A 25,959-nucleotide genomic window follows, 5' to 3' on the forward strand; every position below is an offset into this window, starting at 1 on the left:
CCGACCGACATGAAGCCTCTCAACGTCGGATCGGACAGGACACAACCATATAGCGCGCAGGGAGGATGGAACAAGTCAGCAAGGATGACGTTGAACCCGATATCCATGGTGGTTCAATGACAAAACGCTCTGCTGGCCTGAAACTCCTGGCGCCAATGGTGCCGGGGGCGCCTGAATTAATCGAAGGTCTCGATGGGCCCATCCCGGATCGCATGCTGGTGCTTGCGAAACGGTTGCAAGCGGCGCTGGATGACAGGAAAGTGGAAGTGCCTTCTTTGCATCCTAAACTCCGTTCGAAGAAAGGATGACGACGTGCGCGATCTGCGGGGGTTGCATCTTCTGATTGTCGAAGACGAATGGTCGATGGCTGGAGATCTTGCGAGGTTTTTCAGCAACATGGGTGCTATCATTCTCGGGCCCGCCGCTACCGTCGAGCAGGCGTCTGAACATACCGATCAAGCCGAAGCTGCAATCCTGGACGTCAATCTCAACGGCCGACGTGTGTTTCCGATCGCCGACAAGTTGATGCGCCGCGGTATCCCCTTCGTATTCTTCAGCGGCGACAACGACATCGCCATCCCCGAGCATCTCCGTTACGCCAGCAATTTGCGGAAATCCTCGGGCAGCAAGGCTGTGTTCAATGCCCTTTTTCCGCCGCAGGCGTCCGAACAAGCGGACATCTCCGTGCCCTCCCCGCCAGACGACGTTTTCACCCTTTTGCCCAAACTGCGCCTCGCGGCGCGTCTTCTGCTGGGAGACGTCAACGCATCGGACCGGCTGGTCGAGAGGACACTCGAGCAAGCGATCCGGGACGTCGACCACCGGCAGCTTGGCCAGTCCACCGAAAACTGGCTCAACGACGTCATGCGAGAAGTGGCCAAAGCCCGCGGCGCAAAGCTGATGCATTGAATTCTCCTGGGCCGAGGCCAAGGCGCTTCCCTTGGGGGCTGCTGGATCACCTTTCTGGATCAGCGCCCGAGGCAATAGGGCAGTCGATTGTTCCAGCGACTTTCGAGATTTTCTGGGGCCCGCTGCATCGGCCGCCAGGCCTTCTTAACCTTTGCGATCGCGCTCGACGAATTTGTTGAAACGGCTGGATTTTCCGTCGCTGGTCTTGGCCTGATAAAGGAAGGCCAGATCGTTCTCGTCGAATATCCGGAAGAACTCGTCCCAATCGATGGGGTCGAATGCTTCCTCGGGCTCGCCAAAGTCGATCCGCAGGATGCCGCCCTCGCCCTTGGTGCGGACCACCGCCGGCCGGCCCTGCCGCTCCTCGGCCCATTTGCGAATTTCGTCGTGATTGGTGGTCGTCTGGGACTGCGACATTGAAATCTCCCTTGATCATCGGCTTCGCCTTTCGGCGTCACGGCGGCTGTCGAGCGCCCTAACAGCATACCGGCGGCAATGTTCCCGCATCGCGGGCCGATGGTGTTGCGCTTGCTTTCAGGCGAAGCCCGCGAAGGGAACTTTGTTGAAGCACAGGGAACAAACCTTTTGCCGAAAAGTTCGGGGCGCCGAGGTCACTTGTCCGAGGAGTCGTCGTGAAACGCATATTGGTTACAGGAGGCTGCGGCTTCATCGGCCGCCACGTCACACAAGAACTCATCGCTCAGGATTATTCAGTTCGCATTCTCGACGCCCTGCTGGAGCAGGTGCATGCGGGTGAAGCGGTCGCGCTTCCCGCAGGTGCCGAACTGATCAAGGGCGACATTCGCGACCGCGAAGCCGTTGCCGAGGCGCTGGAAGGCGTCGACGCCGTCATTCATCTGGCGTCGGAAGTCGGCGTCGGACAATCAATGTACGAGATCGCGCGCTATGTCGGCACCAACGATCTCGGCACGGCGACATTGCTTGAAGCGCTGATCAAGCATCCGGTCGAACGGATCGTCGTCGCCTCCTCGATGAGCGTCTATGGCGAGGGCCTCTATGCCACGCCCGACGGCCGGCGCATCGACAATGCAAGGCGCAAGTCAAGCGACATCAAAAGCGGACAGTGGAATCCGCTGTCGCCGGAAGGCGAACCCCTTTCGCCGCTGCCGACGGATGAAGAAAAGCCGGTCGACCTCGCCTCGATCTACGCGCTGACGAAATACGCCCAGGAACGCGCCGTGCTGATCTTTGGCGAAGCGTACAACATCGATGCGGTCGCGTTGCGCCTGTTCAATGTCTTCGGTGCCGGCCAGGCGCTATCAAATCCCTATACCGGCGTGCTGGCCAATTTCGCTTCACGTCTCGCCAATGGCCAACGGCCGATGATCTTCGAGGATGGCGAACAGAAGCGCGATTTCGTTCATGTGCATGACGTCGCCCGCGCCTTTCGCCTTGCGCTGCAGCAACGTCAGGCAAAGGGCCACGTCATCAACATCGGCAGCGGCCGCGCCTATGCGATCAGCGAAGTCGCGCGATTGCTGGCCGAAGCCATGGGAACCCCGAACCGTTCGCCCGAGCTGCTCGGCAAGGCGCGCTCCGGCGACATTCGCAACTGCTTCGCCGATATCTCCAAGGCTCGTGAGCTGCTCGGTTTCGAACCCGCCCTGCAATTGGAGAACTCTCTCGGGGATTTCGTTTCCTGGGTGCGCAACACGGCCGCCGTCGATCGCGGCGCCGAAATGAAGCGCGAACTCGAAGAGCGCGGGTTGGTGTCATGAGCCCGGGCGCACGCAACCGACGCGAAGCGCCGGTCGCCATCGTCGGCGGCAGCGGCTTCATAGGATCAAACCTGGCCGACAGCCTGTTGTCGGATGGCGAGCCAGTGCTGGTGGTCGACAATCTCAGCCGTCCCGGCGTCGAACAGAACCTGCAATGGCTTGCCCAGAAACACGGTGGCCGCCTAACGGTCGAGACCATCGATGTGCGGGACGCCAATGCCTTGGCGCCGGCCCTGATGAGATGCAAGGCGATTTTCCATCTCGCCGCGCAGACGGCCGTCACCACGAGCCTGGTCCGGCCGGACGAGGATTTCGACATCAATCTTCGCGGCACGTTCAACGTGCTGGAAGCGGCGCGGCTGAGCGGCGAGCGCATCCCAGTGATTTTCGCCAGTACCAACAAGGTTTACGGCAGCCTCCCCGACGTCGCGGTTCGCGCGGACGACGACCGCTACATACCTTGCGATAGCGCGATCCAGGCCGGCGGGATCGACGAGGCTCGCGGCCTCGATTTCTGCACACCCTATGGCTGCTCCAAGGGCGCGGCGGACCAATATGTGCTCGATTATGCCAAGTCCTACGGCATGCCGACGGCGGTGCTGCGGATGAGCTGCATCTACGGACCGCGCCAGTTTGGAACCGAGGACCAGGGTTGGGTAGCGCACTTCCTGCTCAGCGCCCTGACGGGACGGGAAATCACCATCTATGGCGACGGCAGGCAGGTGCGCGACATCCTGCACGTTTCCGATGCGGTCGCCGCCTACAGGGCCGTGCTGGACCATATCGAGCTCACCAAGGGCCAGGCATTCAATCTTGGCGGCGGACCTGAAAACGCGCTCAGCCTGCGTATGCTGTTGAGCGAGATCGGCGGCCTGACCGGTCGCGAGCTCTCGGTCCGCCATGATGGGGAACGGACCGGCGACCAGCCCTTCTTCGTCGCCGATACCCGCAAGATCGAAACCGCGCTTGGCTGGAAGGCGCAGGTTGCGTGGCGTGAGGGCATTCGCGATCTCGCCGACTGGCTGCAGCGCCACCGGCTCGAGCCCCGCCCCGAAGCCGTGAGGTACGTCGCATGAGAATAGCGCTGGTCAACCCGTCCTGGACATATGACGACAGCATCTATTTCGGCTGCCGCCAACCGCATCTGCCGCTGGAACTCGGCTATTCGAAAGCCCTGCTCGAGGCGGCCGGCCATGAGGTGCTGATGCTGGACGGGCAATTGCAGAAGCTCGACAATTCCGGACTCTGCGAACGCGTGGTTGATTTCGCGCCGGCAATGACGGTCGTCAGCACCGCGCCGACCTATCTGTTCTGGCGCTGCGCACCGCCGGAATTGCGGGTGCCGGCCGATTTCCTCAATCGCCTGGCCGGGCGTGGCGGACGCACGGTCGCGGTCGGGCCACATGGTTCGGCGACACCGGCGCCGACCTTGCGCAAGCTGGGCGTCGACATTGTCGTGCGCGGCGAATGCGAGGAAGTCGTCGCGGAACTTGCACGACGCGACGATTGGAGCGCGGTACCCTCAACCGCCTATCTGCGGGATGCCAAGCTGGTTTCGAACGGCGGCGTCCATTCCAGTTCGTTTGTCGATCACCCGCCGCTGGAATGGCCGTCCGACTGGATTGCCGCCCATTCACACCACCATCACCGGTTCGATGACCAACAGCTTGGATTCGGCGCCGAGGTCGAGGCGTCGCGCGGCTGTCCCTACAATTGCAGCTTCTGCGCCAAGATCGATTTCCGCGATGCCTATCGCCGCCGCAACCACGAAGCGGTGGTGACTGAAATCGATAGGCTGATCGCCCAGGGTGTCGGCTACATCTACTTCATCGACGAAATCTTCCTGCCCCAAAAAGCGTTGCTGGAGGCGTTGGTCGGCCGCGATGTGAAATTCGGCGTCCAGACCCGCATCGATCTGTGGAAACCCGAGCTGCTGGAACTGCTGGGCGCGGCAGGCTGCGTGTCCATCGAAGCCGGCCTCGAAAGCCTGACGGTGGAAGGGCGGGCCATGCTGGCGAAGCGCTGCCGGCTGGGCACCGAGGAGCTTGCCGCGCTGCTGGTCAAGGCCAGACGCCACGTTCCCTTCGTCCAGGCCAATCTGATCGGCGTCGTCGAGGACGATCCTGCCCTTGTCGATCACTGGCGAGCCCACCTGATCGACAATGGCGTGTGGGCCAATGAACCCGTGCCGCTGTATCCATATCCGAGTTCGCCCAGCTATCGCGAGCTTTGGGGCGAACCCGACGACCTCGCCTGGGAGCGCGCTCATGATCATTACCTCGCATCGTTCCAGAAGTTCAGCGACATCCAGGAAAAGCGCCCGCGCCCGCTGGCGGAACTGGAGGCGGCATGTTGCGGACACTGACGCCACGCAAGCGCCGCATCCTGATGACCGTCGACGCCATGGGCGGAGTATGGCGCTATGCGCTTGATCTCGGCCGGGAACTGGTCAATGGCGGCGACAGCGTTGTGTTCGCCGGCCTGGGGCCGCACCCATCCAGGCAACAGGCCGAAGAGGCACGGTCCTTCGCGACGCTCATCTGGCTGAATACGCCACTGGATTGGATGACCCGCAGCGCCGGCGAGCTCGACCGTCTGCCGCTGGAATTGCGTGCGCCGATACGCGACTACGCCATCGACCTTGTCCATCTCAACGGACCGACGCAGGCCGTGGGGTTGGACGCGCCTTGCCCAGTCATAGCCGTCTCGCATTCATGCGTGACGACATGGTTCCATTCCGTCAAGGGACAGGCGTTGGATAGCGCATGGAGCTGGCAGAAAGAGCGCAACAGGCGCGGCTTCGACAGGGCCGACGCAGTCATCGCTCCAAGCCGCAGCCATGCCGAGATGCTCGAGACCTGCTATGGCCCGATCGCACGCCTTCACGTCGTCGGAAATGCCGCACGCCCCGTCCCGACAGCAGAAACCCGCCAGCCGCTCGTCTTCGCCGCCGCCCGCTGGTGGGACGAGGGAAAGAATGTGGTGGTGGTCGACCAGGCCGCCTCGTTGACGCAATGGCCTCTCTTTACAGCCGGTTCGCTTCACGGCCCTAACGGCGAGCGCGCCATCGTCAACCATGCCGTTCCTCTCGGAGCACTGCCGCATGGCGAGGTGCGCTCGCTGATGGCCCGCGCCGGTATTTTCGTGTCTCCGTCGCTCTACGAACCGTTCGGTCTGGCGGCTCTGGAAGCGGCCATGTCGGCAACGCCCCTGGTGCTCTCGGACATCCCGACCTATCGCGAGTTATGGGACGGGGCCGCGATGTTCTTTGACGGGCGCGACCCGCATGATCTCGCTGCCTGCATCAATCGTCTTTCCAGCGATGCGGGGCATAGGCGGGAGCTCGGCCACGCCGCCCTCCGCCGAAGCCGCAGGTTCACTCTGGCGAGACAGGCAGCGGCCATGCGCGATGTCTACGAAAAGGCGGCGCTGGCCGTGGCGGAGCGCTGATCATGCGCTTCTTGTTCTACACCCACTCGCTCGTCTCCGACTGGAACCACGGCAATGCCCATTTCCTTCGCGGCGTCATGCGCGAACTGGTGGCGCGCCGGCATCAGGCCATCGCTCTGGAGCCGGCGGACGGCTGGAGCCGATCGAACCTACTGGCCGAGAGGGGATCCTTCGCGATCGAACGTTTTCGCAACGATTTCCCCGAATTGATGCCGGTGACCTACGATGCCGGGTTCGACCATGAAGCCTGGATCGCCGAGGCCGACGTGGTGATCGTCCACGAATGGACCGACCCGGAGCTTGTCGCTCGCATCGGCCGTGCCCGGGCCGATGGCGGCAAATTCACCTTGCTGTTTCACGACACCCATCACCGCGCCGTGTCGGCCACCGAGGCAATCTCGGCGCTCCGCCTGGAACATTATGATGGCGTTCTCGCCTTTGGCGAAGCGCTGCGCGAGAGCTATCTGCGCGCCGGGTGGGGCAAGCGTGTCTTCACCTGGCATGAAGCGGCGGACGATCGGCTGTTCAAACCGCACCCGGAAATCCACGCGACGTCCGACCTGGTCTGGATCGGAAACTGGGGCGACGACGAGCGGACGGCCGAAATCCAGGAGTTCCTGATCGAACCCGTGCGCGATCTCAGTCTTCAGGCCACTGTTCACGGTGTCCGCTATCCCCAGCCGGCACTTGCTGAACTGGCCGCCGCGGGTCTGCGCTACGAAGGGTGGATCGCCAATGCCGACGTGCCGAAGGCGTTCGCCGCGCATCGTGTCACCGTGCACATCCCGCGGCGTCCTTATCGTGAAGGCTTGCCCGGAATTCCGACGATCCGCATGTTCGAGGCACTTGCCTGCGGCATCCCGCTGATTTCAGCGCCTTGGTCCGACGTCGAGCAGCTTTTCAGGCCCGGCATCGACTTCCTGTTTGCCGAGGATGGATCGCAAATGCGGCAACACCTCCAGGCGGTGTTGGCCGATCCCGATTTTGCGGCCTCCCTGGTGACCTCGGGTCTTGAGACCATCCGCTCGCGGCACACCTGTCGTCACCGCGTCGACGAGTTGTTCGACGTGCTCTGGCAATGCACGACCCTGCACACCGCCGAGCTGACCGCCGCAAAGGAAGCCGCAGCATGAAGATCGCATTCTATGGATCGAGCCTTTTGTCGTCCTACTGGAACGGCGCCGCGACCTATTACCGAGGATTGCTGAAGGCGCTTTCGCAACTGGGCTACGAAATCACCTTCTATGAGCCTGACGTCTATGACCGGCAGAAGAACCGCGACATCGAGGCGCCGGACTGGTGCTCTGTCGTCGTCTACGAGGCAACCCACCATGCCCTGATGCAGGTGGCGGCGCGTGCCGCCGAAGCCGATATCGTCGTCAAGGCGAGTGGCGTCGGCTTCGAGGACGAGGCGCTGCTTCGCGCCGTGCTCGACCACGCCCGCAGCGATGCGCTCATTGTATTCTGGGACGTCGACGCGCCGGCCACACTCGCCCAGCTGCGCGACGAGCCGGACCACCCGCTGCATCGTGCGCTGCAAGAAATCGACCTTGTGCTGACCTATGGTGGCGGCGATCCCGTAGTCTGGGCCTATCGTGCCATGGGCGCGAACGAGTGCGTGCCAATCTACAATGCGCTCGATCCCGAAACGCACCACCCGGTCGCCAGCAATGCGCGTTTTGCCTGCGATCTGGCGTTCCTCGGAAACAGGCTGCCGGATCGTGAAGCGCGGGTGGGATCGTTCTTCCTCGATCCCGCGGCCCAGCTGCCGGAACAACGTTTTCTGCTCGGCGGATCTGGGTGGGGCGACAAGCCGCTCCCCGCCAATGTCGGCTGGCTCGGCCATGTCGGCACCCGCGATCACAACGCCTTCAATGTCACGCCAAAGGCGGTGCTGAACATCAGCCGCGACAGCATGGCCGCGAACGGTTTTTCACCCGCCACGCGTGTCTTCGAGGCGGCCGGCGCCGGCGCTTGCCTGATCACCGATGCCTGGCTCGGCGTCGAGCTGTTCCTGAAGCCCGACGAGGAGATCCTTGTGGCGCGCGACGGCGGCGATGTCGCCGAAATCATGCAGGCGCTGACCCCAGTTCGGGCAAAGGCGATCGGCCAGGCCGCACTTCGACGCGTTCTCGCCGATCATACCTACGCATTGCGGGCGGCCGTGGCTGATGCGGTCTTCAAACGGCATTTGACGCACGGGACCGTGGAGGCAGCCGAATGACCAGGCAGTTGGACATCGTCTTTCTCGGCCTGTCGCTTTCCTCGTCCTGGGGAAACGGCCATGCCACCACTTTTCGAGGTCTGTTGAAAGGCCTCCACCAACTCGGCCATCGCGTAACTTTTCTGGAGCGCGATGTGCCATGGTACGCCAATCACCGCGATTTGCGCGATCCGGATTTCTGCGCCTTGCGCTACTACGAAACCGTGCAGGAACTGCAACGCGACTACGCGCGGTGTCTGCAACAGGCCGATGTCGTGGTGATCGGCTCCTTCGTACCGGAAGGGCGCGCGGTGATCGACACCGTCGCTTCACTTTGCAAAGGACAACTCTGCTTTTACGACATCGACACGCCGGTGACCCTGGCGAAGCTGTCGGCGGACGATTGCGACTATCTGAGCTGGCGCCAAATCCCCTACTTCGACATCTATTTCTCTTTTGCCGGCGGCCCGATGCTTGCCGATCTGACGCAGACCTTCGGCGCACGCCGCGCCGAGCCGCTCTACTGTTCGGTCGATCCGGAACGACATCACCGCACCGCCGATCCGATCGGCTGGGACCTCGGTTATCTCGGCACCTATAGCGCCGACCGGCAAGCCACGCTCAATGCGCTTCTGCTCGAGCCTGCACGGCGCATGCCGAATCGGCGTTTCGTCGTGGCCGGCTCGCAATATCCGTCCGACATCGACTGGCCCGACAATGTCGAGCGTATCGAACACTTGCCGCCGGCCGATCACGCCGCATTCTACAGCCGTCAGCGCTACACGCTGAACGTCACACGCAGTTCCATGATTGCCGCGGGATGGTCGCCCAGCGTGCGCCTTTTCGAAGCCGCTGCTTGCGGCACGCCGATCATCAGCGACCGCTGGCCAGGCCTCGACAGCTTCTTTCCCGCATCGACGATCCACACGGCCAAGAAGGCGGACGAGGTCGTCGCGATCCTGTCCCGGGAATCGGCTCGTACACGTCTAGCCATGGCCGACCGGGCACGCGAACTCGTCCTTGCCTCTCATACCGGTGTGGCCAGGGCTCGCGAATTCATCACGGCGCTTACGCAAAAGGGGGCGGTGGTCCTCGATCTCGATATCGGAAGTGCAGCATGACTGGCAGACAGGAGAAAATCGCGATGCGACAAACAAAAAAAGCGCAAAGGGCAAAGACGGTGCTCGTCGCCGGTGGCGCGGGCTTCCTCGGTTCGCATCTTTGCGAAGCATTGTTACGCGATGGCTGGCGTGTGATCTGCGCCGACAATTTTCTTACCGGTCGCATGGAGAACATCAACGCGATCATGGACCAGCCGGGTTTCCGGTTGATCGAGCAGGATATCTGCCGTCCATTGGACCTTGGCGAGCCGGTGGATCGCATTTTCAACATGGCCTGCGCCGCCTCGCCGCCGCGTTACCAGGCCGATCCGATCCACACCACACGAACCTGCGTCATCGGAACATTGAACCTGCTCGAACTCGCCGCCCGCAACGACGCGCGATTGCTGCAGGCCTCCACGAGTGAAGTGTATGGCGATCCGGAGCAACATCCGCAGAGGGAAGATTATGTCGGCCATGTGAACTGCACCGGCCCACGCGCCTGCTACGACGAAGGCAAACGCACCGCCGAAACACTTTGCTTCGACTATCTGCGAGCCGGCAAGGCCGACGTTCGTGTCGCGCGTATCTTCAACACCTACGGGCCGAGAATGGATCCGGCGGACGGCCGCATCGTCTCGAACCTGATCATGCAGGCGCTCGAGAAGCGCCCGCTGACGATTTTCGGCGACGGCATGCAGACGCGATCCTTCTGCTACGTCTCCGATCTGATCGATGGGTTGATGGGCCTTATGGATATCAATCCCAATCCGGGCAAGCCCGTCAATCTGGGCAACCCCGGCGAATTCACCATTGTGCGACTGGCGGCGTTGGTGAAGGCTATGACCGGCACCAAATCGGACATGACGTTCCTGCCGCTGCCGCAGGATGATCCTCGACGCCGGCAGCCCGACATCTCGCGCGCAAAAACGCTGCTCGGCTGGACGCCAAGAGTGCCTCTCACCGAGGGGCTCGCGCGGACGATCAGCTATTTCGCCACGCTTGAAGGCGGCTCGATCGGCGATCAAATGGCAGGACGCTCCACAAGGGCGAGACCCACGTCAGGCGGGCTGCAGAACCTCCCTGCCTGATGCCGGACCGCGGTCACATCTTCGCATCGATTCCCGCGGGAACATCCAGGCAAGCTTTTGGTTTGACGGGAGGACCACATATGGAGGACCTCCTCATGCACCCCAAGCGATCTCGGACCGATATCGACAGGATGGCGGAACGAGAGACGGCTGCGTATTTGCGGCGAGCCTCAATCACCTATCTGGAGTGCTGTGTCAGCCTGATGATGACGCATCTGCAGCGGGAGGAGGTGGCCAGTATTCTCGAGCAGGAAGCAGACATGCTGCGCAGGCTGGATTGACGCAGACTAATCGGCCCTGGCCTGGCCCAGGAACCGTGTCAGTCCTGCCTCATATCGGTTTGCCGTCTCCTCCAGCCTTGCTCTTTCCCAGCCATTCTCGGATTGGGCGGCCATGCTCCACAGCCCGAGCTGAAACGCCAAATAGCAAGGTTTGAAATAATCGATGAGCCTGGTGTCGATGAGGCTATCCATGCCGCCGATCAACGTCGCCGCCTCGGCTTCGGACAAGTCATATTCCACGCAGGCGCCGGCAAGGTCCCATTCTATCGGCTGGCAGCCGATCAGATCGTGTCCTTGGCAATGGTCGACTGCATCCGTCTTGATCAGCGTGCCATCGGAACCGACCAGAAACTCCCAGGGGTGAAGCCTGCCGTCGATCTCGACCCGTTCCAACACCTTTGCGGGCGTCTGCTTCGAGAACCAGGTCCGCAGTCTAGCCGCCTGGCTTTCGCCCAAAGCTTCGGAAGCATTGTGAACCGCCATCTCCGCGAGGGCGAGCAATGATGCGCCGGCTTCGCAGGTCCGCAGATTGGTCGCACGCCAGGCCAGATAGCGTGTGAACGCCGCGACAAGTCTCTGCCTGGACAGCGGCAGCTGATCCATCGTGGTTCCATCGGTCCACCGTTCGACCAGAAAACCGTGGCAGACCCCGATGACTTGCGGTCCGAATCCGGCTTGATGCAACATCCTGGCGGCTTGCATCTTGCGCAGCCCGGTTTCGCCGAGGCCGACAAATTTGACAAGCCAGCGACCTTGACCCGCGGAGGCCAGGAACTTTCGCCGTTCGGTGCCGCGTGTGCTCGGTGGCCAGCGCTTTTCGTCGGCGTAGTGAAGGGAGCGCCACGCGCCCCCGGATATTTCGGTCAAGCGCAATTTCGGACTGCCAACCGCCTCGGCTACCCAATCGCGCAGCGTTGGACTTTGCGAGCTTTCGGGGAAGGTGCGTTCGAACGTCATCGCCACATGCCTGCGGCAGCGCACCCATGTCTCCCGAACATCCGGCGAGGCTTCGGCGCCCGGATCGCCCGAATGGCTGGGGAACAGGTGAATGCGGTCCGTATCGATGCCCTGTTTTCTCAGCCACGCGACGACGGCGTGGACCGAACTTCCCGACAGGCCGGGACCTTCGTCGACGACAGCGAAACGAGCCGACGGCTCGTTCCTCCAGGCCGCCACCAAACGCGGATCGGCATTGAGGCGCCGATCGAAAGGATGCCCGATCGGGCGCACGCTAATGGGCGCCGGCGCACCGATCGCGGCCGCCACCATGGCCGCGAGCCCCAGGCCGATGCTGCGGATGCCGATCACGCATGTGTTCGCATCGAGACCTGATATCCGCGCCGCGCCGAGATAACTCTCTGGATAAAGGGCATAATGCGCGTAGCCCTCGGACGAGCCGGTCAAAACCTCTGCCTTGCAATCGAGTGCGGTCAGCATTTGGAGAAGTCGCGGGTCGATGCCACCGTCTACGGCGAACCCGCTTCGCCACGACCTCGCCACCTCTGCCGCAAGCCCGACCAGTAGCCTGGCGCCTTGCCGTTGCGAAGGCGAATTGGTGTCGACGCCCCGGGCCTTGAAGTCGACATCCGCGAGCCCCTGGACCAGTTCCGACACGCTGACGAACAGCCCGACCAATGCGGCATGGCGCCGGATGCCGCAAGGCATGCGATCGAGGCCTTGGGCCATTTCGATCGCCGCCTTCTGAAGCTGTCGTGCGTTCTCGGTCCGCTTGTGGTCGCCGTAGACGATCATTGGTCGATTTCCGATGCTTGCCGTGCGGGCAACGCGGCGTGCGCAGCTTCGATCCATGCTGCTTCGCGCAATTTTTGACCAAGCCAAGGAACATTCCGGCACGGTGGCGGTTCGGCGCAAGGAACTTACCTTTGAACAGCATAGGGCGGCAGTTTCGTGGGATCGAAAAAAGTTCGTGTTGGTATCGTTGGAGTGGGCAATTGCGCATCCTCCCTGGTGCAGGGCCTCTCCTATTATCGTCATGCCAAAAGCAACGAACCGATCCCGGGGCTGATGCATGCCGATCTCGGTGGCTATCACGTCGACGACATCGAAATTGTCTGTGCGTTCGATGTCGCCAAAAGCAAGGTCGGCCGTGACGTCGCGGATGCGATCTACGCCCCCCCCAACAACACGTTCCGCTTTGCCGACGCGCCGACGACCGGCGTTCTCGTCGAACGCGGGCCGACGCTTGACGGGATCGGCAAATATCTGCGCGACGAAATCGAAGAAGCGCCCGAACCGGTTGCCAATGTCAGCGATATCCTGCGCGACAGCGGAGCAGATGTGTTGGTCTCCTACCTGCCGGTGGGTTCGGAAGAGGCGACGCACTTCTACGCTGAATGCGCGCTCGAGGCCGGCTGTGCCTTCGTCAATTGCATACCGGTCTTCATCGCCTCGCGTCCGGAATGGCGCCGGCGCTTCGAGCAACGCGGGCTGCCGCTGGTCGGCGACGACATCAAGAGCCAGGTCGGCGCCACCATCGTGCACCGGTTGCTGGCCAATCTCTTTCGCGAGCGCGGCGTGCGCATCGATCGCACCTATCAGCTGAATTTCGGCGGCAACACCGATTTTCTCAACATGCTCGAACGCGAGCGGCTGGAATCGAAGAAAATCTCCAAGACGCAATCGGTAACCAGCCAGCTCGATGTTCCCCTGGAGCCGGGCAACATCCATGTCGGCCCCAGCGACCACGTGCCTTGGCTCACCGACCGCAAATGGGCCTACATCCGCGTCGAAGGCACGACCTTCGGCGGCGTGCCGCTGAATGCCGAGCTCAAGCTGGAAGTGTGGGATTCGCCCAATTCAGCCGGCGTGGTGATCGATGCGGTGCGCTGCGCCAAGCTCGCGCTCGACCGCGGCATTGCCGGGGCGCTGACGGGTCCTTGCAGCTACTTCATGAAATCGCCACCCGAACAGTTCACCGACGCCGAAGCGCGCCAGCGCACGCTCGCTTTCATCGCCGGTAAGGACGAGCCATTGCTGGATGCCGCGGAATGACGACGACGTTCTTTTTGATCCGCCATGCGGCGCACGACAATGTCGGCTCGTACCTTGCGGGCCGCATGGCCGGTGTATGTCTCGGCGAGGCCGGCAAGGCTCAAGCCGAGCAGCTTGGCGGCCGCATGGCCCGTGAGACGATTGCAGCCATTCTATGCAGCCCGCGCGAGCGCACGCAGGAGACGGCGGTTCCGATCGCTCTCGCTTGCGGTGTCGGCGAAATCGCGATCCGCGCCGAACTCGACGAGATCGACTTCGGCGACTGGTCGGGGAAGACTTTCGACGAATTGAACGGCGATGCCAGTTGGCGCGCGTGGAACGATCAGCGGCAGGAGGCCCGGACACCGAGCGGCGAGACCATGCTGGATGTCCAGGAGCGCATCGTCTCGCTGATGAACGGCGTCCGCGAGCTGCATCAGAACCAATGTGTCGCCCTGATCAGCCACGCCGATGTGATCAAGGCCGCCGTCTGCAAGGTGCTTGGCTTGCCGGTAGGCGACTGCTTTCGCTTCGACATCGATCCCGCCTCGATCACGACGATCGTATCGGGCGACTGGGGCTCGAAGCTCCTGCGATTGAACGAAGCTGCCTGACGAGGAAATTCCCCATGCGGATGGTCATTTTCGGTCTTACCGTCACGTCTTCATGGGGAAACGGCCATGCCACGCTGTGGCGTGGGCTGATCCGCGCCCTCGCCCGGCTGGGCTGGTCGATCACCTTTTTCGAACGCGACACCCCCTATTATGCCGGGACCCGCGATCTGGATCAGCTCGATGGAGGCAACGTCGTCATCTATCCGGACTGGGAGGACATCCGCCGCGTCGCGGAACGGGCGATGAAGCAAGCGGATGTCGTGGTCGTCACCTCTTATTGTCCCGACGCCGTCGAGGCTTCGCGCCTCGCGCAGCAGGCATGCTGCGGACTGCGAGCCTTTTACGATCTCGATACTCCAGTCACGCTTGCCCGCGTCGAACAAGGTGAGCGTCCGCCCTATTTCGGACCTGAAGGCCTTGCCGACTACGACCTCGTCCTGAGCTACACCGGCGGCCCGGCGATCGAGGCGCTGAAGACGGTGCTGGGCGCGCGCCGCGTGATGCCGCTCTACGGGCATGTCGATCCGGACCAGCACCGGCCGGCAGAGAAGCGGGCCGAATTCGCCGGTGATCTGTCCTATCTCGGGACCTACGCGGCGGATCGCCAGGCCGGCGTCGAAAAGCTTCTGGTCCGCCCGGCCGCGCGCCTGCCCGACCAGCGCTTCATCATCGGCGGCGCACAATATCCGCAAGAATTCCCATGGAGCGACAACATCTTCTTCGTCAGGCATCTGCCGCCCGCCGACCATCCGGCGTTCTTCTCCTCGTCGCGGCTGACACTGAACGTCACCCGCGAAGCGATGGCGCAAAAGGGCTGGTGCCCCTCGGGACGGCTCTTCGAAGCGGCCGCGTGTGGGGCTGCCATCGTCACCGACGCATGGCCAGGCCTCGCGGAATTCTTCGAACCCGGCCGCGAAGTGCTGTTGGCGCGCGACACGGATGATGTGGTCGCGGCAATGCAATTGCCGGAGTTCGAACTCGACGGCATTCGAAGGCGAGCCCGCGAACGGGTCTTGGGCGAGCACACTTCCGCCAAGCGCGCAGCGGAACTGGACAAAATCCTGGCCGATGCCTTGCGAAACCCAGTCGGTGAACCGATGAAGGAAGCAGTCTGATGTTGGGCATCGTGCCCGCTGCCGGACGCGGCAGCCGCATTCAACCGCTCGGCTTCTCGAAGGAGTTGCTGCCGGTCGGCAGCAGGATCGACGGACAGACCGAACGTCCCTGCGCCGTGAGCGAGTATCTGGTACGGCGCATGGTCCAGGCCGGCGTCGACAAGATTTGCTTCATCATCGGATCGGGCAAATCCGACATCCTCGAATATTATGCCGCCGGCTATGGTGAGGCGGCAGCGCTCTTCGTGGTGCAGCCCCACCCGGTAGGTCTCTGCGATGCGATTTTCCGGGCAGCGCCCCTCGTCGCGCCCGACGAGGTCGTCCTCGTCGGGCTTCCAGATACGATCTGGTTTCCCGAGGACGGCTTCTGTCACTTGCCTGACGATCAGCTTTCTTTTCTGCTCTTCCCGGTGGATAGCCCGGAATTCTTCGACGCCGTCGTTACCGATGATGAGGAGCGGGTGATCGAAATCCAGGTCAAGCGGCAGGACGCCGCCACGAACTGGGTTTGGGGCGCGTTCAAGATGCCCGGCCATATCCTGCATCGGCTTGCGGCGCTCTGGCGCGAGCGGGATGGTCGTGACGAATATATCGGCACGCTGATCAACGCCTACCTTGCGGGCGGGGGGGTGGCCTATGGTGTCAAGGCAGGGTCCGCTTATGTCGATGTCGGTACTTTCAATGGGTATCGCACAGCTCTGCGGTTGCTTGAAAACGGCGTCCCGTCAGCTCATCAGCAGCCCGCAACGATCATGCCCGGCGCGCATTCGCATGTGCCTGTCGTTCCGGGTGAAGGAGCCTGACCATGTTGCATTCCCATGCCGAAATCCGCCGGCGCATCGACGCGCTCGGCCCGTGGTTCCACAATATGGACCTGGCCGGCGTCGAAACCGCGCCCGACCACTTTCTCGGCAACTACCCGCTGATCAAATGGCGCAAATTTGCCGATGCCATACCCGCTGATCTGACCGGCAAGACCGTGCTGGATATTGGCTGCAATGCCGGCTTCTACTCGATCGAGATGAAACGGCGAGGCGCCGCCCGCGTCCTCGGGATCGATTTCGACGAGGCCTATCTGGCGCAGGCCCGCTTTGCCGCCGAGATCGCGGACTGTGATATCGAATTCCAGAAGCTGTCGGTCTACGACGTCGGTGCCCTGCGCGAGACATTCGATGTCGTGCTGTTCATGGGGGTGCTTTACCATCTGCGCCACCCCTTGCTCGCACTCGACCTGATCCGTGAGCACGTCGCCGGCGACCTGTTGATCTTTCAGTCCATGCAGCGCGGCAGCAAGGACCTGCCCGCGTTGGAAGAAAACTATCATTTCTGGACGCATGATTTGTTCGACCAGCCGGAATTTCCCAAGCTGCATTTCATCGAACACCGCTATGCCGACGATCCGACCAACTGGTGGATACCTAACCGGGCCTGCACCGAAGCGATGCTGCGCAGCGCCGGTTTCGAGATCGTTCTGCATCCCGAGCAGGAGGTCTATTTCTGCCGCGCTGCCGGCGATCCGGCCGGCGGTGGCGCGATATATCCGTCGAAAGGAAAGCTCCATGATTGAAGCCGCGATGATCTGGAACGAGCCCAACAACAAATCGCATTGGGACCCCGAGCTCGACCCCGATTGGAGCCGCTTTGCCAGGATGGCAGTCCTGTCGGCGGACGCGATCGCATCCGAGAACCCGGCTCTGATAAAAGTGCTTGGCGGCATCTCGCCGATAGACCCCGGCTTTATCACGCGCATGAAGGAATTCGGCGTGCTGGACCATGTCGACGCCGTCGCTGTTCACGGCTTTCCCCTCGACTGGAACCTGTGGCAAATTCAGGAATGGCCGCAGAAGATCGGTGAGATCGCGACCGTCACCGACCTCCCCATCTGGGTCAGCGAGGTCGGCGTATCGACCTTCGGGGCCGAGGAAATACAGGTCTGGGGGCTCAAGCGCACCGCCGAATTGCTGCTCGGCAACGCACCGCGAATCCAGTGGTACAGCCTCTATGACCTTCCGCGCGAATGGGAAGCAACGACGCGGCATCGCGAGGCGGAGGGATCTTCCTATTACCGCCATTTCCACATGGGGCTGCTGCGCCAGGACGGTACGCCAAAACCGGCGCTGGAAGAATTCCTACGCTACACACCCGCAATGGGCCTGGTGCAGTGGTTTCATTTCGAGGACCCGCGGCTGGACGATGCCGTCGCCTGGATGAAGCGGCTCGGCGTGACCAATATGCGCACGGGGCTTTCCTGGGCCGATAGCTTCAGGCCGAATGCGTTGGACTGGTTCGACCGACAGATGGAAGCACTCGCCGCTTTCGACGTCACGGTCACCTTCTGCTTCACGCCCGAGCATCGCGGAATGATGCCTCACCACACCAGCCCCCCGCTGGTACCCGAGGAATTCGCCGAGTTCTGTGCAACGATGATCCGCCGCTACGCGCCCGGCATGACGTCCGCCTCGCTCCCGACGCAGCGGGCCTCGGCTGCGTGAAGCTCTCATGCGACCCGGTCCGCGATCATTGGATGCACTGACCGAGGTCAAGGCTCTCGGCCCCTTCGAGATCGGCACCAGGTCGTGCGCAACCGCCCTCGCCCATCCCGCACCATGGCTCGGTCGGCCATGACGCTCACCGTCCTCAATGTCGCCTATCCCCTCGCGCCTGTCGGACCGGATGCGGTCGGGGGTGCCGAACAGGTCCTGTCGATGCTCGATCGCGCGCTGGTTGGCGCGGGTCATCGGTCTATTGTCGTCGGCTGCCGGGGCTCCAGCGCGAGCGGCACGCTTGTGGAAACACCGGCGGAAGGCGGCGTGCTCGACGAGGCGGCGAAGAGCCGCGCGCAGCAGGCTCATCGAACCGCGATCGCGGCTGTCCGCGCCAGATGGCCGATCGATGTGGTTCATCTGCATGGCATCGATTTCGATGCCTATCTGCCCGACGATGGCCCCACCTTGGTGACCCTTCACCTGCCGCTGGACTGGTATCCGGCCGGGGCCTTGCAGCCGACGCGCGACGACCTGTGGCTTCATGCAGTCTCGGCCGCCCAGCAGAAAACCGTGCCACCCGGCGCCAAACTGGCCCCGCCAATTCCGAATGGAGTAGACATAGAGGCGCTCAGCCTGCTGCAGCCGAAGCGCGACTTCGCACTGGTCCTGAGCCGCATCTGCCCGGAAAAGGGCATCCACCTGGCGCTGGACGCGGCCAAGCAGGCAGGTGTACCCCTGGTTGTCGGCGGTAAGGTCTATCCCTATGAAACGCACACGCGTTACTTTCACGACGAGGTCCAACCTCGCCTCGATGGCCGCCGCCGCTTTCTTGGTCCGCTCGGTTTCACCGCCAAGCGGCGCTTTCTCAACGCAGCACGCTGTCTGGTCATCCCGAGCCTTGCCGCCGAGACCAGCTCCCTTGTCGCCATGGAGGCGCTGGCCTGCGGCACACCGGTGATCGCCTTTCCGAATGGTGCGCTTCCGGACGTGATCGAGCACGGCAAGACCGGTTTTCTCGTCAATACGATCGACGAGATGGCACAAGCCATCGTTGCGGCGTCAAGCCTGGACGCCGAGACATGCCGCGCCGAGGCGCGACGGCGGTTCTCGCTGGAGCGAATGATCTCGTCTTACATGGATGCCTATCAGGCGCTGGCGCGACTTGGCACCGATGCCGGGCGCCTCGCCGTCACGCCGTGAGCGAGCCTGTGTTGCGCGGTCAGATCATCGATGATCCGGCGCAATTCGATGCGCTTGCGGCGGATTGGTGGGGACTGTGGGAGCAGAGTTCCTCGGCGACGCCGTTTCAATCTCCTGCGTGGCTGGTGCCATGGTGGCGCACATTCGGGCCCGGCGACCTGGCGACGGTCGCGGTCTGGCGCGGAAGCGAACTGATAGGGCTAGCGCCGCTTTATCTAGAGCACGGGACCGCCGGCTCGAAACTTCTTCCGGTCGGCATTTCGCTCAGCGACTATCTGGATGTCCTGTGTGTTCCCGGCGTCGAAAACCAGGTCGCGGCCATTGTTGCCGAAAAGATCCTCTCGGTCGGCTGGTCGCAGTGGATCCTGTCGGATTTGCCGGAAGGCGGCGCCGGTCTTGCGATTGCGCATCCCGATCTGAAGGCGGGGCAGCCAGCCACTCATGGTGCTTGCCCCGTGCTCGCCATCGCCGGAGACGATACCCTTGCAGGCTGTGTACCCTCCCGGCGCCGGCGCCAGTTGCGACGGGCGCGGCAGGCCGCATCCAGACGCGGCCGGATAGCGTTGTCGTCGGCACGAGGCGATCCTCAAACCTTCCTCGATCAGTTGATCCGCCTGCACGACGCGCGCTGGGCCGGACACGGAGGTGGCGTGTTGGCCGACGCGGCTGCAGAGGAATTCCACAGGCGCTCACTTCCCTTGCTCGACGCTCGCGGCCTGGTCCGATGCTGGCTTTTGGCAATCGACGGCAGGACGGTCGGGGCCTATTACGGCTTCCACCATCGCGGTCGTGCCTATGCCTATCTCGGGGGCTTCGACCCCGCCTATGCCGAAGAGAGCCCAGGGGCGATCCTGATCGGCCACGCGATCGCGGAATCGATCCGCGAAGGTGCGCGCGAGTTCGATTTCCTGCGCGGCCAGGAAGCCTACAAATATGGCTGGGGCGCCATCGACAGGTGGACGATGCGCCGGGTCTGGACGCGGAGTTGATGACATGCCTGCGACCAAGCCAAAATCCGCTCCGCGCCGCACTACGATCAGATCGGCTGTTGAAGACTGCATGGCGGACGGTGTTTGCGCCGAAGCAGTCGTCGCCAGGCTGGCGCTTCACCTGCAGACAGGGATCAGGGCGGCGGAACTGGCAAAGATCGTGCTGGATATCGTTCCGATGAATGCGCGAGACGCGGAAAGACCGCAAGAGATAGCCGGGTTGCTTCGCCGCAAGCCTGATGTTTTTGCCACATTGCGAGCGACGGGAGCGGCCGTTCGGCACACACGCGACGACGGGGAGACCGGTGCCGCCGTCGTCACGCGGCTGGCCTCGAGCTTCGATGCGGCGGCAGCGATTTCGGAGACAGCAAGTGTCCAGCTCGCATCCCTAGGGGATGAGGAAAGGCTCTCAGCCACGACCGACGAAGTCGTCGCCTGGCTCAAGCAGCAGGACTTCTCCGGAACCCGCCGGGATATTCTGGACATTGGTTGTGGCATCGGCCGTTTCGAACATGCGCTTTCCAACTCCTTCAACCGCATGGTCGGCATCGACATATCATCGCGGATGATCTCCATCGCCTCCGAGCGGTGCGCCGCGCTGGGCAATGTCGAGTTGCGGCAAACCTCCGGTCTCGATTTGAGCGAATTCGACGACGGCAGTTTCGATTGCGTGCTGGCGGTTGACAGCTTTCCTTATCTGGTTCTGGCCGGCATGGCCGACCGGCATTTCGATGAGATCGCACGCGTTCTGAAACGGCCTGGCTGGCTCGCCTTGCTGAACTATTCCTATCGCGGATCGCTTTCGTGGGACCGCGCTGATGTCGGCCGCCTGGCGGAAGCTCACCAAATGCGGGTCGTCATCAATGGCGAGAAGCCGTTTCGATCATGGGATGGCGAGGCTTTCCTACTTGCTCGAGGCGGCGGAACATTACTGCGCGCCGCCAGTTCGGACGTCGAACCAGAGGCGCCGAAGATCGGCACCGACCCGAAGGAGGAAAGCATGGCACCCGCGGCAAGAAAGATCGGCCGCGGGAAGCAGCACGGCGATGAGCGCGGGCTGGACGGCGATCGCATCAAGTCCGATCGATATCAGGATCATGCCGCGGACCAGGCGCCGAACGACTGAACGCGGTCGCTCCACGTCCTTTGCCTGCAGCACGTAGGGCCAAGGAAATAAAGCTGTGCAAGGGTTGCCGGCAACCCTGCCGGCGGCGGACATTGCCTTGTAATGTCCGGCGTTTGTCACCACACTAAAGTCAGGGACTGCTGGTTATCAAGAGAATATGGATGTCTCACTCGAGCGACGATACCGCGGACCCGCAATTCGGTCTGGCCATGGATCAGGAGATCACTTCTCTCCTGGACGCCATAGAGCAGGAAAAAATTCCAGACCGGCTAACAAGGCTGGCCATGGAGTTGCAAAACGCGCTGGTTGAGAAACGTCGACGTGACGTGCAGAACTAACTGATTATCTGCGGCTGTCACCCTCCATATCGAGTTGACCATCCGATAGATGATTTCGTCTTTCGATTAGTGTCTGCAACGAACTCTCCCCAAGCAACTCAAGAATATTGGCGCGGGCACGGTTCAGCCGACTTTTTACCGTCCCCACCGCGCAGCCGCATATCTCGGCCGTTTCTTCATAACTTACTCCCAGAACGCCAATCAGCATCAGAACCTCGCGTTGGTGTTCCGGTAGCTTTTGAATGGCGGCGTGGACTTCCTTGCTCTGAACGCTCCATTCCTGGGTGGCTTCCGAAATCGGTCGGGACGACGCGCAGTCGAGTAGGCCTGGCGCTTCCCGGGCAGCGATCTTGACCCGGGTGTAGTACGTGTTGCGCATGATGGTGAAGAGCCACGACTTCATGCGTGTGCCGGGTTCGAACTTGTCGATGTTGGCGAGACCCTTGGTCAGTGTCTCCTGTACCAGATCGTCGGCATCGTCGGGGACGCGGCAGAAGGTACGCGCGAAAGCCCGCATGGCGGGTATGAGCTCAACGATGGAAACTTCATTGGTTTCTTGGTCGGCCAAAATGTAGCCTCCGGATGACAATGGTCCAGCTCCCAGAAGAAGAGTGTATGAACGCAGCCCCTGCTAAATGCATGGAAGTTTGGTTCGTTCCTCGCGCTGAAGACAACTCTTCAGAAATTCCGCGCAGCGGGGGCATCTTACCCAATCGGCCCATGCCGTCGCCGCGATAGGGATGTCGCCTTGGGCGATGCACGCGCGCGCGCCGGTTCTTTCACGGGAACAAAGCCGCGCACCGGCAGTTTGACCTCCTGAGTACTTCCACCCCCCTCCGGCATCAAAACGAGGATATGTCATGGCCAAATCCGCCCGTCGCTCCGCTCGCCAATCGGCAAGTGGTCAGGAACCGGATAGCGCGCGCGGAAACGGCGGGGAATTGCACCAGATCGCCGGGGGTGAGACGCCCACTCTGACCACGGCGCTCGGAACACCCGTCTCCGACGATCAAAACACATTGCGGATCGGCGAACGCGGACCAGCGCTGATCGAGGACTCTCATTTTCGGGAGAAGATTTTCCACTTCGACCACGAACGCATTCCTGAAAGGGTCGTCCATGCCCGCGGCTACGGCGCGCATGGTTACTTCGAAACCTACGAGTCTCTGGCCAAATACACACGTGCCGATATTTTCCAGAGGGCCGGCGAAAAGACACCGGCCTTCGTGCGCTTCTCGACGGTTGCCGGCAACAAGGGCTCGTTCGATCTCGCCCGCGACGTCCGCGGCTTCGCGGTCAAGCTCTACACCAGGGAAGGCAACTGGGATCTGGTCGGCAACAATATCCCGGTTTTCTTCATCCAGGACGCGATCAAGTTTCCCGATCTGATCCATGCCGCCAAACAGGAGCCGGACCGGGCCTTTCCTCAAGCCCAGACCGCTCACGATAATTTCTGGGACTTCATCAGCCTGATGCCGGAATCGATGCACATGGTGATGTGGATCATGTCGGATCGCGCGATCCCGCGCTCCTTCCGCTTCATGCAGGGCTTTGGCGTGCACACGTTCCGCATGGTCAACGCGAAAGACGAATCCACCTTCGTCAAATTCATCTGGAAGCCAAAGCTCGGCATGCAATCGGTGGTCTGGAATGAGGCGGTCAAGATCAATGGCGCCGATCCAGACTTTCACCGTCGCGATCTGTGGGACGCCATCCAGTCCGGCAATTTCCCGGAATGGGAGTTGACGGTGCAATTGTTCGATCAGGCGTTTGCCGACAGCTTCGACTTCGACATTCTGGACGCAACCAAGATCATTCCTGAAGAGGTGCTCGAACCGATCCCGGTCGGGCGGCTGGTGCTTGACCGGATGCCGGATAATTTCTTCGCGGAGACCGAGCAGGTTGCCTTCATGACGCAGAATGTGCCGCCCGGAATTGACTTCTCCAACGATCCGCTTCTGCAGGGCCGCAACTTCTCCTATCTCGATACCCAGTTGAAACGGCTGGGCAGCCCGAACTTTACCCATCTCCCGATCAATGCGCCGAAGTGCCCGTTCGCCCATTTCCAACAGGACGGACACATGGCTATGCGCAATCCGGTCGGTCGCGCCAACTATGAACCGAATTCATGGGGACTGGGACCGCGCGAGGATCCGCAACGCGGCTTTCGTTCCTTCGCCGATGCCGAGGAAGGGCAGAAGGTGCGTCTGCGCGTGGAAAGCTTCGCCGATCACTACAGCCAGGCCCGGCAATTCTTCAACAGCCAGACACCGCCGGAGCAGCGCCACATCGCCATGGCGCTGACCTTCGAATTGAGCAAGGTCCAGGCACCGGCGATCCGCGAACGCATGGTTTCGCATCTGCTGAACATCGACGAAACCCTGGCGACCACCGTCGCCGACAAGCTCGGCATTCGGAATATGCCCGACCCCGCGGAGGCAGCCGTTCCGACGCGCGACGACCTGCCGCCTTCGCCGGCGCTCAGCATCATCGAGAACGGGCCTGACAGTTTCAAGGGCCGCAAGGTCGGCGTCTTGCTTAGCAATGGAACCGACCCCGCGCTGTTCGAAGAGCTCCGTTCCGCCATCGAAACGGAGGGCGCGGTGATGGAGGTGATCGCGCCCAAGGTGGGCGGCGTCGACGCGGCTGACGGCAGCCACATCGAGGCCAGGCACATGATCGACGGCGGCCCGTCTGTGTTGTTCGACGCCGTGGTACTGCTCCTTTCCGAGGAGGGTGCCGAGATGCTACTCGACGAGGCGGCCGCGAGGGACTTCGTGTCAGATGCGTTCGCCCATTGCAAATTCATCGGCTTCACAGCGGCAGCCCAACCTCTCCTGGCCAAGGCGGGCGTAGCGCCCGATGCCGATGAGGGGCTGATCGGGCTTGATACCGCAGGCTCCGTGAAGACGTTTATAGAGGCGTGCCGCAAACTGCGGCTGTGGGCACGGGAGACCGCTGTCAAGCTTTGATGCGGAGAGCCGCGCTGTCACACCGGCGCATGGCTGCAAGGTCCGGTATGCAGCCATGCCTAGGCCCTATGGTTGGCGGGCCTCTCTAGCGGCCTGTTCTCGCTGCTGTTTCAGGACCTCGTCGGTCCCGACCAGCTTCTTTGCTCCGCCTGGAATTGCTGTGGACACCACCGCGGGCGGGTCGCTTGCCGGAAAAGAATCCTCCAACCCTGCCTGCAGTTGATCCTCGAGCGTCCGCGGTTCTTCGGAGCGGCCGGACGTCCTGCGTGTATCTATCTTTTCCAGCGACTGTTTCTTCTTTGGTGACTCATTGGCTTCGCGGATCAAGGCATAAAGCTGCTCGATCGCGAATTCCTTGATCGTTTCGAAATCGGGCCGATCGTCCTTCGTCGCCTCTATCTGATCGACCATGGCCTTCTCGAACCGCCCAAGGCTTTCACCGCCGCAGGCATGGGAAAGGCGCAGCAATGCCTCGTGCAGCATCATCGGGGTGAAGTAAGCCGACGCTTCAAGCCTGAGTTGCCGCAGACGATCCGGAGTGGCAGCCTGGAATTTTGACATGGACGGTGTCCTTTCTCTCACGAGCGTGTCAACGACAGTTGATCGCCGATGTTCCACCACGCCTGAACATACTTCATGTCCAGCGACCTACCGGAACCAGCTTGCCGGCCTCCGGAACCGTCCATGATCTTGCGTGACTGGTCATGATGAGCCGGTTCTCCTGCAAGGCGCCCGGCGGGCGTTTTCCAGCATGTCACGATTTCTTGTGACGAAGGAATGCAGGTCCGGCACGCGCCTGCCAACCCGATCGAGCGGACGGCGTTGCCTGACGCCATCGCGGCTCATCGGCGCCCCGGCAGCAAGAACGCCGCCCGATCAGTCGCTCCAGGGAGAAGAGCGACTTCGGGCGGCGCGCCGAGCCGGTGGCTCATTTGTTGCAGTTCTGCATGTTCGACGTCGTGTTACCGCTGGCGGTGTTGTTGTCGATGTCATTGCCCGCGGCATCCTTGCAACGGTCGGTCATGCCGTTCGACTTGGTTGTCGAATTTGTCGTGCTCGGGTCGGCGGGCGTGGTCGTCGCACCGGAGCCTGTGCCGACGCCAGTGCCGGTCGTGGTCCCATTGCCGCCACTGGTGGCGCCGGACGTCGAACCGGATCCGGTGCCGTTCGACTGTGCCATGGCCGACGTGGCCAGAGCGACCGTAAGCACGGTTGCGGAGAGAAGTTTGGTGATCATCGGAGCATCTCCTTTGGTTGTGTACTGCTTCCACCAAACCTGTCTTTCCCGGATATGTTCCGAGTGAAACGCTCTTCAGCCAAATTCTCATGGATGGGTTCTTGTGCCGATGCGAACG

Annotated in this window: 27 protein-coding genes; 22 read left to right on the forward strand and 5 right to left on the reverse strand. The window is 62.2% G+C overall.

The features are described from left to right. The first annotated feature begins 65 nt into the window (after positions 1-65). Entirely contained in the window at positions 66-308 is a 243-nt protein-coding gene (locus FJ950_RS16395) for a hypothetical protein (protein ID WP_140617534.1), read from the forward strand. A gap of 4 nt (positions 309-312) precedes the next feature. Next, complete coding sequence (locus FJ950_RS16400; RefSeq protein ID WP_015319142.1) at positions 313-909, forward strand: response regulator; 597 nt, start codon at positions 313-315, stop codon at positions 907-909. Positions 910-1,053: 144 nt separating this feature from the next. Here FJ950_RS16400 and FJ950_RS16405 read toward each other — a convergent pair whose 3' ends face one another. Then, positions 1,054-1,326 carry a hypothetical protein gene (locus tag FJ950_RS16405; protein ID WP_015319143.1) on the reverse strand — a complete coding sequence of 91 codons (273 nt, stop codon included), beginning with the start codon at positions 1,324-1,326 and terminating at the stop codon, positions 1,054-1,056. Positions 1,327-1,541: 215 nt separating this feature from the next. On the opposite strand from FJ950_RS16405, the gene FJ950_RS16410 reads away from it, so the two are divergent. The 9 genes from FJ950_RS16410 (at position 1,542) to FJ950_RS16450 (ending at position 10,773) form a co-directional block, all read left to right on the forward strand. After that, complete coding sequence (locus FJ950_RS16410) at positions 1,542-2,648, forward strand: NAD-dependent epimerase/dehydratase family protein (protein ID WP_015319144.1); 1,107 nt, start codon at positions 1,542-1,544, stop codon at positions 2,646-2,648. Next, the gene (locus tag FJ950_RS16415; RefSeq protein ID WP_140617535.1) at positions 2,645-3,724 is read left to right on the forward strand and encodes an NAD-dependent epimerase/dehydratase family protein; all 1,080 of its coding nucleotides are present in this window, start codon (positions 2,645-2,647) and stop codon (positions 3,722-3,724) included. Before FJ950_RS16410 ends, FJ950_RS16415 begins: the two co-directional genes overlap by 4 nt. Beyond that, positions 3,721-5,013: a TIGR04295 family B12-binding domain-containing radical SAM protein gene (locus FJ950_RS16420; RefSeq protein ID WP_140617536.1), complete on the forward strand. Its 1,293-nt coding sequence runs from the start codon at positions 3,721-3,723 to the stop codon at positions 5,011-5,013. The genes FJ950_RS16415 and FJ950_RS16420 overlap by 4 nt, the downstream gene beginning before the upstream one ends. Continuing rightward, the gene (locus FJ950_RS16425) at positions 4,998-6,098 is read left to right on the forward strand and encodes a glycosyltransferase family 4 protein (RefSeq protein WP_140617537.1); all 1,101 of its coding nucleotides are present in this window, start codon (positions 4,998-5,000) and stop codon (positions 6,096-6,098) included. The genes FJ950_RS16420 and FJ950_RS16425 overlap by 16 nt, the downstream gene beginning before the upstream one ends. Positions 6,099-6,100: 2 nt before the next feature. Beyond that, a complete protein-coding gene (locus FJ950_RS16430) occupies positions 6,101-7,231 on the forward strand; it encodes a glycosyltransferase (protein ID WP_140617538.1) in 1,131 nt (376 codons plus the stop codon). After that, positions 7,228-8,322 (forward strand): glycosyltransferase, encoded by a 1,095-nt coding sequence (locus FJ950_RS16435; protein WP_015319149.1) that lies wholly within the window; start codon positions 7,228-7,230, stop codon positions 8,320-8,322. The genes FJ950_RS16430 and FJ950_RS16435 overlap by 4 nt, the downstream gene beginning before the upstream one ends. Beyond that, the gene (locus tag FJ950_RS16440) at positions 8,319-9,422 is read left to right on the forward strand and encodes a glycosyltransferase (protein WP_140617539.1); all 1,104 of its coding nucleotides are present in this window, start codon (positions 8,319-8,321) and stop codon (positions 9,420-9,422) included. The genes FJ950_RS16435 and FJ950_RS16440 overlap by 4 nt, the downstream gene beginning before the upstream one ends. A gap of 23 nt (positions 9,423-9,445) precedes the next feature. Next, positions 9,446-10,492 (forward strand): UDP-glucuronic acid decarboxylase family protein, encoded by a 1,047-nt coding sequence (locus tag FJ950_RS16445; protein ID WP_140617540.1) that lies wholly within the window; start codon positions 9,446-9,448, stop codon positions 10,490-10,492. 80 nt (positions 10,493-10,572) lie between these two features. Further along, positions 10,573-10,773: a hypothetical protein gene (locus FJ950_RS16450; protein ID WP_224582624.1), complete on the forward strand. Its 201-nt coding sequence runs from the start codon at positions 10,573-10,575 to the stop codon at positions 10,771-10,773. A gap of 6 nt (positions 10,774-10,779) precedes the next feature. Here FJ950_RS16450 and FJ950_RS16455 read toward each other — a convergent pair whose 3' ends face one another. Beyond that, the gene (locus tag FJ950_RS16455; protein ID WP_140617541.1) at positions 10,780-12,525 is read right to left on the reverse strand and encodes a hypothetical protein; all 1,746 of its coding nucleotides are present in this window, start codon (positions 12,523-12,525) and stop codon (positions 10,780-10,782) included. Between the two features lie 156 nt (positions 12,526-12,681). On the opposite strand from FJ950_RS16455, the gene FJ950_RS16460 reads away from it, so the two are divergent. From FJ950_RS16460 to FJ950_RS16505, 10 genes are all read left to right on the forward strand, one after another. Continuing rightward, positions 12,682-13,785, forward strand: a complete 1,104-nt coding sequence (locus tag FJ950_RS16460; protein WP_140617542.1) for an inositol-3-phosphate synthase — start codon at positions 12,682-12,684, stop codon at positions 13,783-13,785. Continuing rightward, positions 13,782-14,378, forward strand: coding sequence for a histidine phosphatase family protein (locus FJ950_RS16465; RefSeq protein ID WP_140617543.1), 597 nt, complete (start codon positions 13,782-13,784; stop codon positions 14,376-14,378). Before FJ950_RS16460 ends, FJ950_RS16465 begins: the two co-directional genes overlap by 4 nt. 14 nt (positions 14,379-14,392) lie before the next feature. Then, positions 14,393-15,493: a glycosyltransferase gene (locus FJ950_RS16470; RefSeq protein WP_140617544.1), complete on the forward strand. Its 1,101-nt coding sequence runs from the start codon at positions 14,393-14,395 to the stop codon at positions 15,491-15,493. Next, a complete protein-coding gene (locus FJ950_RS16475) occupies positions 15,493-16,296 on the forward strand; it encodes a sugar phosphate nucleotidyltransferase (protein WP_140617545.1) in 804 nt (267 codons plus the stop codon). Before FJ950_RS16470 ends, FJ950_RS16475 begins: the two co-directional genes overlap by 1 nt. 2 nt (positions 16,297-16,298) lie before the next feature. After that, positions 16,299-17,060: a TIGR04290 family methyltransferase gene (locus FJ950_RS16480; RefSeq protein WP_015319158.1), complete on the forward strand. Its 762-nt coding sequence runs from the start codon at positions 16,299-16,301 to the stop codon at positions 17,058-17,060. Further along, the gene (locus tag FJ950_RS16485) at positions 17,053-17,985 is read left to right on the forward strand and encodes a beta-xylosidase (protein ID WP_140617546.1); all 933 of its coding nucleotides are present in this window, start codon (positions 17,053-17,055) and stop codon (positions 17,983-17,985) included. The genes FJ950_RS16480 and FJ950_RS16485 overlap by 8 nt, the downstream gene beginning before the upstream one ends. Positions 17,986-18,114: 129 nt before the next feature. Beyond that, on the forward strand, positions 18,115-19,179 hold the full coding sequence (locus tag FJ950_RS16490) for a glycosyltransferase family 4 protein (protein WP_140617547.1): 1,065 nt from the start codon (positions 18,115-18,117) through the stop codon (positions 19,177-19,179). A gap of 8 nt (positions 19,180-19,187) precedes the next feature. Continuing rightward, complete coding sequence (locus tag FJ950_RS16495) at positions 19,188-20,168, forward strand: GNAT family N-acetyltransferase (protein ID WP_181171278.1); 981 nt, start codon at positions 19,188-19,190, stop codon at positions 20,166-20,168. A 70-nt stretch (positions 20,169-20,238) separates the two neighbouring features. Next, positions 20,239-21,294 (forward strand): class I SAM-dependent methyltransferase, encoded by a 1,056-nt coding sequence (locus FJ950_RS16500; RefSeq protein ID WP_246681325.1) that lies wholly within the window; start codon positions 20,239-20,241, stop codon positions 21,292-21,294. 161 nt (positions 21,295-21,455) lie between these two features. Next, the gene (locus tag FJ950_RS16505) at positions 21,456-21,632 is read left to right on the forward strand and encodes a hypothetical protein (RefSeq protein ID WP_015319163.1); all 177 of its coding nucleotides are present in this window, start codon (positions 21,456-21,458) and stop codon (positions 21,630-21,632) included. Positions 21,633-21,636: 4 nt separating this feature from the next. On the opposite strand, the gene FJ950_RS16510 is transcribed toward FJ950_RS16505, so the two are convergent. Continuing rightward, on the reverse strand, positions 21,637-22,200 hold the full coding sequence (locus tag FJ950_RS16510; RefSeq protein WP_015319164.1) for a sigma-70 family RNA polymerase sigma factor: 564 nt from the start codon (positions 22,198-22,200) through the stop codon (positions 21,637-21,639). A gap of 292 nt (positions 22,201-22,492) precedes the next feature. Here FJ950_RS16510 and FJ950_RS16515 point away from each other — a divergent pair, with 292 nt between their 5' ends. After that, on the forward strand, positions 22,493-24,604 hold the full coding sequence (locus tag FJ950_RS16515; RefSeq protein WP_140617550.1) for a catalase: 2,112 nt from the start codon (positions 22,493-22,495) through the stop codon (positions 24,602-24,604). A 66-nt stretch (positions 24,605-24,670) separates the two neighbouring features. Here FJ950_RS16515 and FJ950_RS16520 read toward each other — a convergent pair whose 3' ends face one another. Next, on the reverse strand, positions 24,671-25,165 hold the full coding sequence (locus FJ950_RS16520; RefSeq protein WP_140617551.1) for a hypothetical protein: 495 nt from the start codon (positions 25,163-25,165) through the stop codon (positions 24,671-24,673). Positions 25,166-25,532: 367 nt separating this feature from the next. Continuing rightward, on the reverse strand, positions 25,533-25,841 hold the full coding sequence (locus FJ950_RS16525; protein WP_140617552.1) for a hypothetical protein: 309 nt from the start codon (positions 25,839-25,841) through the stop codon (positions 25,533-25,535). Between the last annotated feature and the right edge of the window lie 118 nt (positions 25,842-25,959).

The organism is Mesorhizobium sp. B2-3-14 (genome assembly GCF_006442175.1).
GTDB lineage: Bacteria > Pseudomonadota > Alphaproteobacteria > Rhizobiales > Rhizobiaceae > Mesorhizobium > Mesorhizobium australicum.

What these genes read in the sequence shown, in the direction of transcription:
- FJ950_RS16395 (WP_140617534.1), top strand. Translation starts at nt 66, where the DNA reads ATGGAACAAGTCAGCAAGGATGACGTTGAACCCGATATCCATGGTGGT.
- FJ950_RS16405 (WP_015319143.1), bottom strand. Translation starts at nt 1,326, where the DNA reads ATGTCGCAGTCCCAGACGACCACCAATCACGACGAAATTCGCAAATGG.
- FJ950_RS16415 (WP_140617535.1), top strand. Translation starts at nt 2,645, where the DNA reads ATGAGCCCGGGCGCACGCAACCGACGCGAAGCGCCGGTCGCCATCGTC.
- FJ950_RS16420 (WP_140617536.1), top strand. Translation starts at nt 3,721, where the DNA reads ATGAGAATAGCGCTGGTCAACCCGTCCTGGACATATGACGACAGCATC.
- FJ950_RS16425 (WP_140617537.1), top strand. Translation starts at nt 4,998, where the DNA reads ATGTTGCGGACACTGACGCCACGCAAGCGCCGCATCCTGATGACCGTC.
- FJ950_RS16430 (WP_140617538.1), top strand. Translation starts at nt 6,101, where the DNA reads ATGCGCTTCTTGTTCTACACCCACTCGCTCGTCTCCGACTGGAACCAC.
- FJ950_RS16435 (WP_015319149.1), top strand. Translation starts at nt 7,228, where the DNA reads ATGAAGATCGCATTCTATGGATCGAGCCTTTTGTCGTCCTACTGGAAC.
- FJ950_RS16440 (WP_140617539.1), top strand. Translation starts at nt 8,319, where the DNA reads ATGACCAGGCAGTTGGACATCGTCTTTCTCGGCCTGTCGCTTTCCTCG.
- FJ950_RS16445 (WP_140617540.1), top strand. Translation starts at nt 9,446, where the DNA reads ATGCGACAAACAAAAAAAGCGCAAAGGGCAAAGACGGTGCTCGTCGCC.
- FJ950_RS16450 (WP_224582624.1), top strand. Translation starts at nt 10,573, where the DNA reads ATGGAGGACCTCCTCATGCACCCCAAGCGATCTCGGACCGATATCGAC.
- FJ950_RS16455 (WP_140617541.1), bottom strand. Translation starts at nt 12,525, where the DNA reads ATGATCGTCTACGGCGACCACAAGCGGACCGAGAACGCACGACAGCTT.
- FJ950_RS16465 (WP_140617543.1), top strand. Translation starts at nt 13,782, where the DNA reads ATGACGACGACGTTCTTTTTGATCCGCCATGCGGCGCACGACAATGTC.
- FJ950_RS16470 (WP_140617544.1), top strand. Translation starts at nt 14,393, where the DNA reads ATGCGGATGGTCATTTTCGGTCTTACCGTCACGTCTTCATGGGGAAAC.
- FJ950_RS16475 (WP_140617545.1), top strand. Translation starts at nt 15,493, where the DNA reads ATGTTGGGCATCGTGCCCGCTGCCGGACGCGGCAGCCGCATTCAACCG.
- FJ950_RS16480 (WP_015319158.1), top strand. Translation starts at nt 16,299, where the DNA reads ATGTTGCATTCCCATGCCGAAATCCGCCGGCGCATCGACGCGCTCGGC.
- FJ950_RS16485 (WP_140617546.1), top strand. Translation starts at nt 17,053, where the DNA reads ATGATTGAAGCCGCGATGATCTGGAACGAGCCCAACAACAAATCGCAT.
- FJ950_RS16490 (WP_140617547.1), top strand. Translation starts at nt 18,115, where the DNA reads ATGACGCTCACCGTCCTCAATGTCGCCTATCCCCTCGCGCCTGTCGGA.
- FJ950_RS16500 (WP_246681325.1), top strand. Translation starts at nt 20,239, where the DNA reads ATGGCGGACGGTGTTTGCGCCGAAGCAGTCGTCGCCAGGCTGGCGCTT.
- FJ950_RS16505 (WP_015319163.1), top strand. Translation starts at nt 21,456, where the DNA reads ATGTCTCACTCGAGCGACGATACCGCGGACCCGCAATTCGGTCTGGCC.
- FJ950_RS16515 (WP_140617550.1), top strand. Translation starts at nt 22,493, where the DNA reads ATGGCCAAATCCGCCCGTCGCTCCGCTCGCCAATCGGCAAGTGGTCAG.
- FJ950_RS16520 (WP_140617551.1), bottom strand. Translation starts at nt 25,165, where the DNA reads ATGTCAAAATTCCAGGCTGCCACTCCGGATCGTCTGCGGCAACTCAGG.
- FJ950_RS16525 (WP_140617552.1), bottom strand. Translation starts at nt 25,841, where the DNA reads ATGATCACCAAACTTCTCTCCGCAACCGTGCTTACGGTCGCTCTGGCC.